Below are 14822 nucleotides of genomic sequence, written 5' to 3'. Positions count from 1 at the left end.
TACCGTACGTGACGGTTTCACTGTCGGTTCCCGACAGTTCGCGAGCAAGCTCGCTCCCACGCCCTCCGGGCAGAAGCCCCATTTCCGGGCCCGGCGCAGAGAGTGTCGCTACGCCCCCGGCACCAGCCGCAGAACCCCTTCCGTATGCTCCGCCACATCCTTCTCGCTGAAGCGCTGTGGCAGGTACTCGCCGTTCACGAAGGCCTTGGCCTGATCCGAATAGTGCTTGTCGAACGGCACGCCGCTTTGTCCTACCGGGTTTATCCCCAGGCTGTGCGCCGGGTCGGCGAAGTCGATCAGGCGGCGCGTCGAGGGGCCGTAGCCGACTGGCCACGGGGCAGGGCGGATGCTCGACGACAGGTTGTTCGGCACTTCATGCGTGCCCGGCGCTGCGTACGGGCCGACGTTGAAAATCATGTCCAGCGGCTTCTGCGAACCCAATGGGTGGCCTTGGGTCAGGGTATGCGCCTTGCCCCACACCCATTCGTCCGGGTTGGTGCCGTACAGCGACCTCAAATGCGAAACACTGGCGCGCCAGGCCACCTTGACGGTGTTGGCGCGGCTTTCTTCGTGGGGTGAATTGCGATTGTTCCACCACGGCGAATCGGCATCGGCGGCCAGGCGCGGCAGGGCAGCGTCCATTACGCGGCTCGACAGCAGGGTTTCAAACATCGCGTCGCCCAGTTCGTCGTGAAAGGTCTCTTCGGTCAGGTCGAACAGGAACTGATTGAACAGCGTGGCGCCCACCGAATCGACAGGGTAATCGCCTTTCCAGCTGGCCAGTCGTTCCACGAGTGCCAGTTCGTCCGGGTCGCTGACAACACTGCGCAGTACCGGAATCAATGGCCTGAGAATGCTCGGTGCATAGTCGGTCTGCGTGTCCAGTTGCAGCGCTTTGCTGGCGGCCAGGTCCCACTTGATGCTGGCGTCACTCAGTTGTCGGTTCAGCTCCTGGCCACGTTCGGCCGGGTTGTAGTAGCCGGGAATCTGTATACCGGTCGGCGACAGCGGCTGGAAATTGGCTGAGACGATGTAACCACGCGCCGGATTTTCTTCGTGCGGGTTGGCGCTGAACGGGTAAAAACCGAGCTTATCGGCCTGCGCCGTGCTGCCGTCCAGAATGAAGGTGGGGTTGACGCCTTGCGGGCGGATCGGCAATTGCGCCGCAGCCCACCAGCCGATATCGCCTTTGGCGTTGGCCCAGACGATGTTGAGGCCCGGCGACTGAATCTTCTCGGCCGCGCTACGCATCTTGTCCAGCGTATCGGCGCGGTTGGCCTCGTAAAAACCGTCCAGCACCGGGTTGGCAGACACCAGAAAAGACCACCACATCGCAATTGGCGCCTGGCCGGCGTTCTTTCCCATCACGTTGTTGACGATAGGGCCGTGCGGCGATTCGAGCAGCGTCAGTGTGACCGGGGCCTGGCCTTTGATGGCGATCTGCTGCTCGGTGCGTTTCATGTCCACCCACTGCCCGTGGTACCAGACCTGATTCGGGTTATCCGGGTTGGTCTTCTCGGCAATCAGGTCCACGTCGTCATTCTGGAACATGGTCAGGCTCCAGCCGAAGTCCATGTTGTGGCCCAGCAACGCGAACGGGTTGAGCGCCGGAAAGTGCCCGTACAGCTCAAAGCCCGGCGCCGACAGCTGCGCTTCGTACCATACCGAAGGCACCGAGAAGCGGATGTGTGGGTCACCGGCGAGGATCGGTTTGCCGCTTTGCGTGCGGCTGCCGGAAATCACCCAGGCGTTGCTGCCTTCGAACTGCGGCAGGCCAGCGTCTTCAAGCGCCTTGTGACTCAACTGCGCGAGCTGATTCAGGCCCTTCCAGTCGGCGTCGGCCAGTGCCGGTTTCGAGTCGAGCATGCCGTCCGGGTGCCAGTCCAGGTCGAAGACTTTCAAGTACTCCGGACCCAGCTGATCGCGCACGTAGGTCAGCAGTGGCTCGGTTCTGAATGCCGCGGCAAAGCTGTAAGCCAGATAGCCGGCGATGCTGACCGTGTCCTCTGGGGTGAAGCGTCGTCTGGGAATGCCCAGCGCGTCGAACTCCATCGGCCTTGCGTGGGTGTCCTGATACTGGTTGATGCCGTCGATGTAAGCTTCCAGCGCTTTCCAGGTCGGGGTGTTCTTGTCCTGACGTGCGACATACGCATCCGCGTGCTCACGAATGCGCAGGGTGCGGAACAGCTTGTCGGTCTCGAGCAGATTCGGCCCCAGTACCTCTGCCAGCTCGCCACGTGCCAGGCGACGCAGCATTTCCATCTGGAACAGTCGGTCCTGAGCATGGGCATAGCCCAGCGCACGGTAAAGGTCGGCTTCGTTCTCGGCGCGGATGTGCGGCACGCCACGCTCGTCGTAGCGCAGGGTGACGGGGGCCTGAAGACGGCTCATGGCGATCTCGCCATCACGTACCGGCAGTTTGCTATTTACGTACCAGCCCGCGCCACCCGCAAGCAGGGCGATGATGATGGCTAGAATGAAGAGGCTGCGTTTCATCCGTTTTCTCTGTAAATGGCGTAGGCAGGAATGGAGACTATCGTTGTGACGCAGTTGACTCGATGAAACCCGACACACGAGTCTGTTTGAAACGGCTTCAAGGCGAATTCGGGCGAGTGAATTCGCGAGCATCGCCCAGTGTGCAGACAACAATGTGCACGTTCGATGACAGATATCTGCGATTACAGCCGCTTAGCTTGCCATGCCGGAGCAGACAGAAGAATATCGTTACACAACTTTACGAGCCATTTGTTGAAATCTGGAAACCACATGTCCGTCACGTTCGACCCCGATAACCTGCGTGCCAGCCTGCTGCCGCTGAGCGTTATTGACCCGCTTTCCATGGAGGGACTGGCCTATCAGCGCTTCTACGGTCTTGCCGGACTGTGTGGCGAGAACGTCATACGCAGCTGGCTGGGGCGCCTCGATGTGGCGGGCTACGAGGTGGTCGGGCAGGTATGGCTGCCTGATAGCCCGGTCGCCACGCTGTTTCTGTTTCACGGCTTCTATGACCACATGGGACTGTACCGGCATGTGATCGAATGGGCTCTGGAGCAGCGCTTTGCGGTGATCGCCTGCGACCTGCCGGGGCATGGTCTGTCGAGCGGCAGTCGTGCCTGCATCAATGACTTCGCCGAGTACCAGCTGGTGTTGCAACGCCTGCTGCTCGAAGCCGAAGGCCTCGGGCTACCACATCCCTGGCACCTGTGCGGACAAAGCATGGGCGGTGCCATCGTGACGGATCACCTGCTTCATCAGGGCGCAGACTCGCCCGCGCAGGGCGAGGTGATCCTGCTGGCGCCGCTGGTCAGGCCGCGCGCCTGGGGCTGGTCGCGTCTGAGTTATCACCTGCTCAGACCGTTCGTGAACGGCATTGCCCGCCGTTTCACCGAAAACTCCAATGCGCCCGCGTTCCTGCCGTTTCTGATGGCCGATCCGTTACAGCCGCTGCGACTGCCCACGGCCTGGGTCGGCGCGCTGGCGCAATGGATCGTGCGTGTTGAAAGTGCGCCGCGCAGCCTGCGCAGCCCGCTGATCATCCAGGGCGAGGCGGACATGACGGTCGACTGGTCGCACAATCTGGCGATCCTGAAAGACAAGTTCAGCCAGCCGCAGATACTGATGCTCGGGCACGCCCGGCATCATCTGGCCAACGAAACGCCAGAGCTGCGGGCTCGGTACTTTGATTTTCTGAAAGGGCGACTGCGTTAGAGTTTTTCAGTTTTGCCGGCCTGCAGCGCCTTTACCTGTCGGCGCAGGCGGGAGTTGTCAACGGCCGTTATGACGAGCATCAACGCCCCAAACACGGCAAAGGCGTCCTGTCCCAGAGAACTCCAGAACAGCCAGGCGAAAAAGGCCATTACGATACCGGTGGCGAGCAAAGCCAATGAGTCTTTCATGCGATGGTGTCCATTCCTTTGACCTCAGGCGCTTGAAGGCCTGAACGGTTTTTACTGTCCGGGATTGAGGCTCGACGCACTCTGCCCGACCGCCAGCCCGGCACGAATCGCGGCCAGAGCGGCCTGGTAATAGGCTTTGCCTTCCGGCGACTCGGCGAAGGTCGAGAATTCTTCGAGCTCAGGGTCGGACAGGTCGCGATAGACGTACAGCAGCGTGTTGTTCAGATCGGCACTCATCTGCGCCATCAGTCGCTCGCGCTGGCCTTCGAGCATGCCCTGCGCCTGGCCTCCACCGAACAGGCCGGGAATCATCTGGCTGAGGCTGTCTGCGGCAACACCGGCGATGGCAAGGCTGACTTCCGCGCCGGCCTCTCTGGCCGGCAGCGCCTGGGCCAGATGGCCGATCAACAACTGACGCGTTGCGTCCGCTTCGATATGCGGCAGCCCCTGGGCATGTTTGGCCAGTTGATCGGCGCGGGTGGCGGTCAGCTCGGCATTGACGATCTTGCGGCCCAGCGGCGACTGGAAAAACTGCAGCGACGGGGCAGGGTCCTTGAGGCTTTCACGCAGGCGCTTCGACGCGCGCTGGTCCATGGCCTGGGGGGCGAAACGCTGATTGCTGTTATTGACCAGCGCTTGATAAACCGCGGGCGGCAGGTTGTTGCTGTAACGCTGTTGGGCAGCTTTGAGGGCATCGTTGAAATGCGCGCGCTGTTCCGGCCAGCCTGCAGACTTGTACAACTGATCGTAGCTGTCTGCCCAGGCAGGTGAGGTGCAGAACATCAACAGCAAAACAAACAAACGACGCATTGGGGACTCCTGTCGGCAGGCCGCTATTCTCCCGGTGTTGGCGTGGATTTGTCGAGTTATGAGTGCCTTCGGTGAATGAAATTTCGCGCGCGTGATACAGCCTGTATAAGCCTCTGTCCGATTTCAGAGCTTATGGATACTATGCACGCCATGCGCATACCCTCTGACCACCCACTGCTGTTGCGAATCGTCGACGATCTGGCCGCCAACGGCTGGTCGCAGCAGAATATTTTCCTGCCCGAAGCTCTGACTCTGGAACTTGAGCAAGAGTGCCGCAAACGTGCAGCGGAAGGTGAGCTCGAGCCTGCTGCGATTGGCAAAGGGCCGGCACTGGAAATACGCGAGGGTATTCGCGGTGACCGCATTCAGTGGCTTGAACCGGGGCAGGTGCAGTGCTGCGATCGCTATCTTGAGCTGATGGACAGTTTGCGTCAGGCGCTCAATCGCGGCCTTTTCCTCGGGCTGGAGGATTACGAAAGCCATTTTGCGCTGTATCCGCCGGGTGCCCGCTACCTCAGGCATGTGGACCGATTCCGGGATGACGACAGGCGCATGGTGTCGGCGGTGCTCTACCTCAACAACGCCTGGCTGCCCGAGCACGGCGGTCAGTTGCGCATGTACCTCAAGGATGATGTGGCTTACGACGTTCAGCCTACAGGCGGCTGCCTGGTGGTCTTTCTGTCCGGCGAAATTCCCCACGAAGTCATGCCCGCCAGTCGTGATCGCCTGTCACTGACGGGGTGGTTCAGACGCCGGGGCAACGAGCTGTTCCAGTGACCTGCAGGCTGCGTTCATGAAAACAGTTTCATCAACGCAATGAGCCATTGAGCCTGGCTGCGGTCTATCGTGAGCACTCCTGAACCGACGGATTCGTCCTGTGAGGGTCGACTTACGCCAACTGCAGCCGGAGCAATCATGAAATCCTTATTTTCTGGAACGATGGTCGCCGGCCTGTTGCTCAGCGCATCCATGCTGGCCAGCGCCGCCGATATACCACGCACCGCAGCCCCTGAAGGCGCCGAGGTGTACATCATCTCGCCCAAGGACGGTGAAACGGTCACCTCACCGTTCAAGGTGCAATTCGGTCTCAAAGGCATGGGCGTCGCGCCTGCGGGTGTCGATGTTCCCGAGACCGGTCACCATCACCTGCTGATCGACGTGAAGGACCAGCCGGCGATGAATGCACCGCTGCCGGTCAGCGACAACATCCGCCACTTCGGCAAAGGCCAGACCGAAACCGAAATCAACCTGCCGCCGGGCCAGCACACCCTGCAATTGCTGATGGGCGACAAAGGCCACATGCCGCTCAACCCTTCGGTCGAATCGAAGAAGATCACCATCAATGTGAAGTAGGGCTGTCAGTGCTGGTGTGACGCAGAGCGTCACGAACGGCATTCCCACGCTGGAGCGTGAGGAACGATTATCGCAACTATCGTGCGACGCTCTGCGTCGCATGCCTTTCTGGACGCTCTGCGTCCTCTTGCGACGCGGAGCGTCGTGAACTGCATTCCCATGCTGGAGCGTGAGGAACGATAGGTGCCCGCAAGAACATCGCTCGTGCCCACACGGGGTGGGCACGGCGCTCAGATCAGAACAACACGCGGCTGCGGATGGTGCCTTTGATCTGTTGCAGCTTGGCCTGGGCGAGGTCGGAGTATTCGGCGTCGACGTCGATGACCACGTAACCGACTTTCTCGTTGGTCTGCAGGAACTGACCGGAGATGTTGATACCGTTTTCGGCGAAGACCTTGTTGATCTCGCTGAGCACGCCCGGGATGTTTTCGTGGATGTGCAGCAGGCGGTGCTTGCCAGGGTGCGCAGGCAGCGCCACTTCCGGGAAGTTGACCGAGGACACCGACGTACCGTTGTCGCTGTACTTGACCAGTTTTTCCGCCACTTCCAGACCGATGTTGGCCTGCGCTTCGGCTGTGGAGCCACCGATGTGCGGCGTCAGGATCACGTTGTCCAGACCGCGCAGCGGGCTTTCGAAGATGTCGTCGTTCGAGCGCGGCTCGACCGGGAACACGTCGATGGCGGCGCCGATCAGGTGCTTGTCCTTGATGGCGTCAGCCAGTGCGTCCAGCTCGACCACCGTGCCACGCGCGGCGTTGATCAGGATGCTGCCCTTCTTCATCGCGCGGATTTCTTTCTCGCCGATCATCCACTGGGTTTCCGAGGTTTCCGGAACGTGCAGGGTGACGATATCGGACATGCCCAGCAGCTCGTTCAGGCTCGACACCTGAGTGGCGTTGCCCAGCGGCAGTTTGGTCAGCGTGTCGTAGAAGTACACCTGCATGCCCAGACCTTCGGCCAGCACCGACAGCTGCGTACCGATCGAACCATAACCGATGATGCCCAGCTTCTTGCCACGGATCTCGAAGGAGTTGGCCGCGCTCTTGATCCAGCCACCACGGTGGCAGGAAGCGTTCTTCTCGGGGATACCGCGCAGCAGCAGGATGGCTTCGGCCAATACCAGTTCGGCGACCGAGCGGGTATTGGAGTAGGGCGCATTGAACACTGCGATACCGCGCTCGCGCGCCGCGTTGAGGTCAACCTGGTTGGTGCCGATGCAGAAGCAGCCGACCGCAACCAGTTTCTTGGCGCAATCGAACAGCTCTTCGGTCAACTGAGTACGAGAGCGGATACCGATGAAATGGGCGTCGGCGATCTTTTCTTTCAGTTCGGCTTCCGGCAGAGACTTGGTGTGGTACTCGATGCTGGTGTAACCGGCTGCCTTGAGGACGTCGACAGCGGATTGGTGGACGCCTTCGAGAAGAAGGAACTTGATCTTGCTCTTGTCGAGGGAAGTCTTGCTCATCTGCGTAAACCTGTGTCCCGAAGAAAATTGGCAGGGGGTGGCCGGATCGGCTCTGGGCACGACTCGCGGGGGGCGTATGCTAGCATATGAGCCCCGCGAAACCTCATCCCGAACGTGAACCGTTCTCAGGATGCCCATGAATCGTTCGAGAGTTGATTCAATGACCGATCGCGTTTTGATTGATGAGCTGCAGACCCTGGTTGACCCTGGCAAGGTACTCACGGATGCCGGGTCTCTGGAGACTTACGGCAAGGACTGGACCAAGCAGTTCACCCCTGCGCCGCTGGCCATCGTATTCCCCAAGACCACCGAGCAGGTGCAGGCCATCGTGCGCTGGGCCAATGAGCGGCTGGTGGCGCTGGTGCCTTCGGGTGGACGAACCGGTCTTTCGGCGGCCGCGGTGGCCGCCAACGGTGAAGTGGTCGTCTCGTTCGATTACATGAACCAGGTGCTGGATCTGAACCTCACCGACCGCACGGCGGTCTGTCAGCCGGGCGTCATCACCCGGCAATTGCAGGCGCTGGCTGAAGACAACGGCCTTTATTACCCGGTCGATTTCGCTTCTTCGGGCTCCAGCCAGATCGGCGGCAATATCGGCACCAATGCAGGCGGTATCAAGGTCATTCGCTACGGCATGACGCGCAATTGGGTCGCCGGTCTCAAGGTCGTCACCGGCAGGGGCGATCTGCTGGAGCTGAACAAGGACCTGATCAAGAACGCCACCGGCTACGATTTGCGCCAATTGTTCATCGGTGCCGAGGGTACGCTGGGCTTTGTCGTCGAAGCGACCATGCGCCTCGATCGTGCGCCGAAGAACCTCACCGCGCTGGTGCTGGGCACCTCGGACTTCAACTCGATCATGCCGGTGCTGCATGCCTTTCACGGCAAGCTCGACCTGACCGCCTTCGAATTCTTCTCGGACAAATCCTTCGCCCGAGTCATGGCGCGCGGTGATGTGCCGTCGCCTTTCGACACGCCGTGCCCGTTCTACGTATTGCTGGAATTCGAAGCGACCACCGAAGACCTCGCCGATCAGGCCCTGGCGACCTTCGAGCACTGCGTCGAGCAGGGTTGGGTGCTGGACGGCGTGATGAGCCAGAGCGAACAGCAATTACGCAACCTGTGGAAGCTGCGCGAATACATCTCGGAAACCATCTCGCACTTCACGCCATACAAAAACGATATCTCGGTCACTGTCTCGAAAGTGCCGGAGTTTCTGGCTGAAATCGATGCCATCGTCGCCGAACACTACCCGGACTTCGAAGTGCTCTGGTACGGCCACATTGGCGACGGCAACCTGCACCTGAACATCCTCAAGCCCGAGAGCCTCGACAAGGACGAGTTCTTCGTCAAATGTGCTCGGGTCAACAAGTGGGTGTTCGAGACCGTCGAAAAGTACAACGGCTCGATTTCGGCCGAGCATGGCGTCGGGATGACCAAGCGTGACTATTTGACGTACAGTCGCTCGCCGGTCGAAATCGAATACATGAAGGCGTTGAAAGCGGTGTTCGATCCCAACGGGATCATGAATCCCGGCAAAATCTTCGCCGTTTGAGCTGCCACAACCATTTGATCCGTCGCAACAACACGGTCGCAACAATAAGCAGGCTACCTCTTACAGCCTCAGGAGACGTCATGAGCTACCAGCACAAATATGTCGATGGCACCAACATTCACTTCCCGCTGGGTAAAGTGGTCTGCATCGGGCGTAACTACGCCGAACACGCCAAGGAACTGGGCAACGCGGTGCCTACCGAGCCGCTGCTGTTCATGAAGCCCGGCAGCGCGGTGGTTGCGCTGGAGGGTGGCTTCAGCATCCCGGCAGACCGCGGTTCGGTGCATTACGAAGCCGAGATCGTGGTGTTGATCGGCAAGCCCCTGAGCAAGAACCCTTCGCGCGAAGAAGTACTCGACGCGATCAGCGGCTTTGCGCCTGGTCTGGACCTGACGTTGCGTGATGTCCAGTCGCGTCTGCGTGAGAAAGGCCTGCCGTGGGAGCTGGCCAAGTGTTTCGACGGCGCTGCGGTGATCCCGCCGTTCGTGCCCGCCGAGACCTTCCCTGATCTTGAGGACATCGGTATCCGCCTGACTCTCAATGGCAAGGTGGTTCAGGACGGCAACAGCAACATGATGCTCAACCCGATCGTGCCGATGATCCAGCACATGGCAGCCAACTTCTCGCTGCAGGCCGGCGACCTGATCATGACCGGCACGCCTGCCGGTGTCGGGCCGTTCGAAGCCGGCGACCAGATCGCCCTGGAACTGGTCGGGCAGACGCCGTTCGAGAGCGTCGTCAGGTAAGCCGACAGCATGTTCAGGCAGCGCCCAAAGCCACGCGGGATCACTCCCGGGTGGCTTTTGTTTGTGGGGTGACTGATAGTTCGTCGATTTTGCGTTTTTTTCACACCTGTTCCGGATAATCCGGCCGTCCCTGCAAGGGCACCCCGTCGTCATGAAGTCTCATTTGCTCAGGAACACATGAATGGCCAGTACTGCCGCAACGCCGCCTCGTACCAAAAAACGCTTCGCTTACCTGCGCAACATGCGCTGGTATTCGTGGTTGTTAGTGGTTGCCTTGCTGGGCTATGGGCTGGCGTTCATCATGCATTGGGATGATCGCGCGCTGCTCTGGTTCCAGGAGCGATTCGAGAGCAAGGCGGGCCGTCACGCCAGCATCTGGCTGCCGGACTACCACGTGGATATCGACGCCAAGGTGCTGCCCGGCATGGAAAAGGACGAGGCGTCGGACCTGTCTTATAACCCGGTGACCAAAACGCTGTTTGCGGTCATGGGCAAAAATGCGTTTCTGGTGGAGCTGACGCTCACGGGCGATGTACTGCGCAAGATCCCTCTGGTGGGCTGGAGCAACCCGGAAGGCGTTGCCGTCATGAACGATGGCCTGATTGCGATCACCGATGAGCGTCAGCACAAGTTGACGATTGTTAAAGTGAACGCAGACACCACCACCCTGAACATCGCGGATTTCCCCCAGTACGAACTCGGCAAGTCCGCCAACCAGAACAAGGGCTTCGAAGGCATCGCCTGGGATCCGCAGCGTCAGCAGCTGATACTGGGCGAGGAGCGACCTCCCGCGCTGTACACCTGGAAAAGTAATGGCAGCGACGTGCTGACAGGCGACAAGCAGCCGCTATCGAGTCGCTCGCTGGACATGCGCAATCTGTCCTCGCTGAGCATCGACCCGCGCACGGGCCACATGCTCGCGCTGTCTGCCGATTCGCACATGTTGCTGGAAGTCGACGATCAAGGCGAGCAGGTCAGCTTCATGACATTGTTGGGCGGCATGAATGGTTTGAAGGATACAATTCCGCGCGCAGAAGGCGTGGCCCTCGATGAGGCCGGTACGCTGTACATGGTCAGCGAACCGAACCTGTTCTATTCGTTTCACAGGGCGCTGCGCAAGCACTGAGCCAGGACGGCAGCTACACAGATCACCGATACACACTCGGTAAACATATAGCACCATGCCATTAAGCTTGCTTTCAGGATGGCATGGTATCAATCCCCTCCGCTCAATCTGTCCGAGTCACCCTTCATGCGCCGCTCTACTCGCTCTTTAGTCCTGCTTCTGGCCCTTGTACCTCTGATCGTTATATTCGTGATCGCCAATCAGCGATACCGCTATGTTGAAAGCGCCCTGTTCGACTGGCAGGTGTTCTGGCAGTCCGACTCGCTTCACTCCATTGGCCTGGATCAGTACCGCGTCGTCACAGAAGCACAGGTGATCGACGGGCTGCAGGATGATGTCTCGGGCCTGAGTTACGACCCGGACCGCAAGAGCCTGTTTACGGTGACCAACCAGAACCCCGAACTGGTCGAACTGAGCCTGGACGGTCGCGTCCTGCGGCGCATTCCACTGGTGGGATTCGGTGATGCCGAGGCCGTCGAATACATCAGTCCGGGCACTTACGTGATCAGCGATGAGCGCAGGCTCCGGCTGATTCAGATTCACGTCGATGACAACACCAAAAGTCTGGACGCCGCCCAGGCCGAGCAACTGACGCTGGGCATCACCGCCAGCGGCAACAAAGGCTATGAAGGGCTGGCCTATGATTCGGTCGGCAAGCGCCTGTTTGTCGCCCGCGAGCGTGATCCGGTGCAGATCATCGAGGTGCGCGGCTTTCCCAAGACCAACTCCGAGGCTCCCGGCAATCTGCAGGTCATCTCCAATAGCAAACGCGATGGCCGACTGTCGGTTCGTGACCTCTCCAGCCTGCAATTCGATGAGACCAGCGGCCATTTGCTGGCGTTGTCCGATGAGTCGAAGCGCATTCTCGAACTCGACACCAGTGGTCATCCGATTGGTAGCGGCTCGCTGGCAAAAGGGGCGATGGGGCTGAGCAAGGACGTGCCGCAGGCGGAAGGGATGGCCATGGACGCGGAAGGGGCGTTGTATCTGGTGAGCGAGCCGAACCTGTTTTACGTGTTCCGCAAGCCTTGAGCCTGTGAGGGTCATGCCCACCTTGCGTGGGCATGACCGGTTTTATCAGCGCGTCAGGGTTTTCACGCCTTCGGTGGTGCCCAGCAGCAACAGGTCAGCCGGACGGGCGGCGAACAGGCCATTGGTGACCACGCCGACGATGGCGTTGATCTGTGCTTCCAGCTCCACCGGGTTGGTGATGCTCATGTTGTGCATATCGATGATGATGTTGCCGTTGTCGGTCAAAACGCCTTCGCGATAAACCGGGTCGCCGCCCAGTTTCACCAGTTGCCGCGCAACGTGGCTGCGGGCCATCGGAATGACTTCGACCGGTAGCGGGAACGCGCCCAGCACTGGCACCAGCTTGCTGCCGTCGGCGATGCAGATGAAGGTCTTGGCCACCGCCGCGACGATTTTTTCGCGAGTCAGTGCCGCGCCGCCGCCCTTGATCAGGTTCAGGTGCTCGTCGCTTTCGTCGGCGCCGTCCACATAGAACTCCAGGTCGCTGACCGTGTTCAGCTCATAGACCGGAATGCCGTGCGCCTTGAGGCGCGCCGCAGTGGCTTGCGAGCTGGCGACAGCGCCGTCAAAGGCGGCCTTGTGCTTGGCCAGTGCGTCGATGAAGCAATTGGCCGTGGAGCCGGTGCCGACGCCCACAATGCTTTTGTCATCGAGCTTCGGAAGGATGAAGTCGACAGCTGCCTGAGCGACTGCCTGTTTGAGTTGATCCTGGGTCATGCGGGCTCCACGGTGCCTGATGTAGGTAGAAGAGGGGGGATGCAAAAAGGCCCGCATTATAGCGGCGACTGCGCCGCAAAGCCCTGTCATTCGTATGGTCGTCTTTCGGTACGCAGAGTAGACTTCCCGACCTTGCCCGCTTCGTCAGTGATGCCACCCCGATGCTTGAACAGTACGTCAAGAAAATCCTCACCTCGCGCGTCTACGACGTTGCCATCGAAACGCCGCTGCAAGGCGCTCGCCAGCTGTCCGAACGGCTGGGCAATCAGGTGCTGCTCAAGCGCGAAGATCTGCAGCCGGTGTTCTCGTTCAAGATTCGTGGCGCGTACAACAAGCTCGCGCAATTGCCCGCAGAGCAGACTGCACGGGGCGTGGTGACGGCCTCGGCGGGCAATCATGCCCAGGGCCTGGCGCTGGCAGCGCGTGAGCTGGGGATCAAGGCGACCATCGTCATGCCGCGCACCACGCCGGAGATCAAGGTCGAGGGCGTGCGCTCGCGGGGGGCCACCGTGGTGCTGCACGGCGATTCGTTCCCGGAAGCGCTGGCCTACTCGCTGAAGCTGGTCGACGAACAAGGTTTCGTCTACATCCATCCGTATGACGACCCTGACACCATCGCCGGGCAAGGCACTGTGGCGATGGAGATCCTTCGTCAGCATCCGGGCCAGCTGGATGCGATCTTTGTTCCGGTCGGGGGTGGCGGTCTGATTGCCGGTATCGCGGCTTACGTGAAATACCTGCGCCCGGAGATCAAGGTGATCGGCGTCGAGCCTGACGATTCCAACTGCCTGCAGGCGGCGATGGCTGCCGGGGAGCGCGTGGTGTTGAGCCAGGTCGGGCTGTTTGCCGATGGCGTGGCGGTCGCGCAGATCGGCCATCACACCTTTGAAGTGTGCCGCCATTATGTCGATGAAGTGATCACCGTCAGCACGGATGAGATCTGTGCGGCGATCAAGGACATCTATGACGACACTCGTTCGATCACCGAGCCCTCCGGCGCGCTGGGCGTGGCCGGGATCAAGAAGTATGTCGAGCAGCGCGGCGTCAGCGGCCAGACGCTGGTGGCGATTGATTCAGGGGCCAACGTCAACTTCGATCGCTTGCGGCACGTGGCCGAGCGCGCCGAACTGGGCGAAGGCCGCGAGGCGATCATTGCCGTGACCATCCCCGAGCAACCGGGCAGCTTCAAGGCGTTCTGCGAGGCCATCGGCAAGCGGCAGATCACCGAGTTCAACTACCGCTACCACACCGATCGCGAGGCGCACATCTTCGTCGGCGTGCAGACCCATCCCGAGAACGATCCGCGCAGCGCCCTGATCGCCAGCCTGACCGGACAGGGTTTCCCGGTGCTGGACCTGACCGACAACGAACTGGCCAAACTGCACATCCGCCACATGGTCGGCGGGCATGCCGAGCGTGTCGACGATGAAGTGGTGCTGCGCTTCGAGTTCCCGGAGCGACCGGGCGCGCTGTTCAACTTCCTCAACCGCCTGGGCGGGCGCTGGACCATCTCGATGTTCCACTACCGCAACCACGGCGCAGCCGATGGCCGAGTGGTTGCCGGGCTGGTAGTGCCGGAGGAAGAGCGGCACCTGGTCGGTGCTGCGCTGGACGAGATTGGTTACCGGTACTGGGATGAAAGCGAGAACCCGGCGTACCGGTTGTTTCTGGGCTGAGGCCGAGGATACTTCTCGTTCCTCACGCTCCGTCACAAGAGGACGCAGAGCGTCCAGAACGGCATGCCCACGCGGAGCATGGGCACGATGGTGATCTGACTGACGACTATCGTTCCTCACGCTCCAGCGTGGGAATGCAGTTCACGACGCTCCGCGTCGCAAGAGGACGCGGAGCCTCCAGACCGGCATACCCACGCAGAGCATGGCACGATGGTGATCTGACTGACGACTATCGTTCCTCACGCTCCAGTGGGAATGCAGTTCACGACGCTCCGCGTCGCAAGAGGACGCAGAGCGTCCAGACCGGCGTACCCACGCGGAGCATGGGCACGATGGTGATCTGACTGACGACTATCGTTCCTCACGCTCTGGTGTGACCCCCGAAGGTTGGATGCAACCTTTGGAGGCGTCATGGGTAAATATACAGAGCAGGCAAAACTCGCAGC

At 60.5% G+C, this 14822-nt stretch carries 13 protein-coding genes; 8 read left to right on the top strand and 5 right to left on the bottom strand.

Annotated features, from left to right (window positions below; genetic code table 11):
• Positions 1 to 108: 108 nt before the first annotated feature.
• Positions 109 to 2496, bottom strand: a complete 2388-nt coding sequence (locus KBY02_RS25730; protein ID WP_225650857.1) for a penicillin acylase family protein — start codon at positions 2494 to 2496, stop codon at positions 109 to 111.
• 270 nt (positions 2497 to 2766) lie between these two features.
• Here KBY02_RS25730 and KBY02_RS25725 point away from each other — a divergent pair, with 270 nt between their 5' ends.
• Positions 2767 to 3708, top strand: a complete 942-nt coding sequence (locus KBY02_RS25725) for an alpha/beta hydrolase (protein WP_024642007.1) — start codon at positions 2767 to 2769, stop codon at positions 3706 to 3708.
• Here KBY02_RS25725 and KBY02_RS25720 read toward each other — a convergent pair.
• Together KBY02_RS25720 and KBY02_RS25715 are read right to left on the bottom strand one after the other, a co-directional pair.
• Positions 3705 to 3896, bottom strand: a complete 192-nt coding sequence (locus tag KBY02_RS25720) for a hypothetical protein (protein WP_011269268.1) — start codon at positions 3894 to 3896, stop codon at positions 3705 to 3707. The genes KBY02_RS25725 and KBY02_RS25720 overlap by 4 nt on opposite strands.
• 51 nt (positions 3897 to 3947) lie before the next feature.
• Complete coding sequence (locus tag KBY02_RS25715) at positions 3948 to 4706, bottom strand: DUF2059 domain-containing protein (RefSeq protein WP_003420191.1); 759 nt, start codon at positions 4704 to 4706, stop codon at positions 3948 to 3950.
• 141 nt (positions 4707 to 4847) lie between these two features.
• Here KBY02_RS25715 and KBY02_RS25710 point away from each other — a divergent pair, with 141 nt between their 5' ends.
• Both KBY02_RS25710 and KBY02_RS25705 read left to right on the top strand, forming a co-directional pair.
• Complete coding sequence (locus KBY02_RS25710; RefSeq protein ID WP_024642008.1) at positions 4848 to 5483, top strand: 2OG-Fe(II) oxygenase; 636 nt, start codon at positions 4848 to 4850, stop codon at positions 5481 to 5483.
• A 138-nt stretch (positions 5484 to 5621) separates the two neighbouring features.
• Positions 5622 to 6059, top strand: coding sequence for a DUF4399 domain-containing protein (locus KBY02_RS25705; protein WP_011269266.1), 438 nt, complete (start codon positions 5622 to 5624; stop codon positions 6057 to 6059).
• A gap of 235 nt (positions 6060 to 6294) precedes the next feature.
• On the opposite strand, the gene serA is transcribed toward KBY02_RS25705, so the two are convergent.
• Positions 6295 to 7524: a phosphoglycerate dehydrogenase gene (serA, locus tag KBY02_RS25700; RefSeq protein ID WP_002555754.1), complete on the bottom strand. Its 1230-nt coding sequence runs from the start codon at positions 7522 to 7524 to the stop codon at positions 6295 to 6297.
• Between the two features lie 160 nt (positions 7525 to 7684).
• Here serA and KBY02_RS25695 point away from each other — a divergent pair, with 160 nt between their 5' ends.
• From KBY02_RS25695 to KBY02_RS25680, 4 genes are all read left to right on the top strand, one after another.
• Complete coding sequence (locus KBY02_RS25695; protein WP_181015766.1) at positions 7685 to 9079, top strand: FAD-binding oxidoreductase; 1395 nt, start codon at positions 7685 to 7687, stop codon at positions 9077 to 9079.
• Positions 9080 to 9159: 80 nt separating this feature from the next.
• Positions 9160 to 9825: a fumarylacetoacetate hydrolase family protein gene (locus tag KBY02_RS25690; protein WP_003397169.1), complete on the top strand. Its 666-nt coding sequence runs from the start codon at positions 9160 to 9162 to the stop codon at positions 9823 to 9825.
• 181 nt (positions 9826 to 10006) lie between these two features.
• Positions 10007 to 10951, top strand: a complete 945-nt coding sequence (locus tag KBY02_RS25685) for an SdiA-regulated domain-containing protein (RefSeq protein WP_024640571.1) — start codon at positions 10007 to 10009, stop codon at positions 10949 to 10951.
• 126 nt (positions 10952 to 11077) lie between these two features.
• Positions 11078 to 11983 carry an SdiA-regulated domain-containing protein gene (locus KBY02_RS25680; protein WP_225650856.1) on the top strand — a complete coding sequence of 302 codons (906 nt, stop codon included), beginning with the start codon at positions 11078 to 11080 and terminating at the stop codon, positions 11981 to 11983.
• Between the two features lie 45 nt (positions 11984 to 12028).
• On the opposite strand, the gene rpiA is transcribed toward KBY02_RS25680, so the two are convergent.
• Positions 12029 to 12700: a ribose-5-phosphate isomerase RpiA gene (rpiA, locus tag KBY02_RS25675; protein ID WP_225650855.1), complete on the bottom strand. Its 672-nt coding sequence runs from the start codon at positions 12698 to 12700 to the stop codon at positions 12029 to 12031.
• A gap of 161 nt (positions 12701 to 12861) precedes the next feature.
• Between rpiA and ilvA the strand changes: the two genes are divergently transcribed.
• Positions 12862 to 14376, top strand: a complete 1515-nt coding sequence (gene ilvA / locus KBY02_RS25670; protein WP_263870205.1) for a threonine ammonia-lyase, biosynthetic — start codon at positions 12862 to 12864, stop codon at positions 14374 to 14376.
• The last annotated feature ends 446 nt before the right edge of the window (positions 14377 to 14822 follow it).

Origin of the sequence: Pseudomonas sp. P129 (genome assembly GCF_020312195.1) — a bacterium.
Lineage (GTDB): Bacteria > Pseudomonadota > Gammaproteobacteria > Pseudomonadales > Pseudomonadaceae > Aquipseudomonas > Aquipseudomonas fragariae.
The sequence above is the reverse complement of the archived record's forward strand: the minus strand, read 5'-3'. Positions and strand labels throughout refer to the sequence as shown.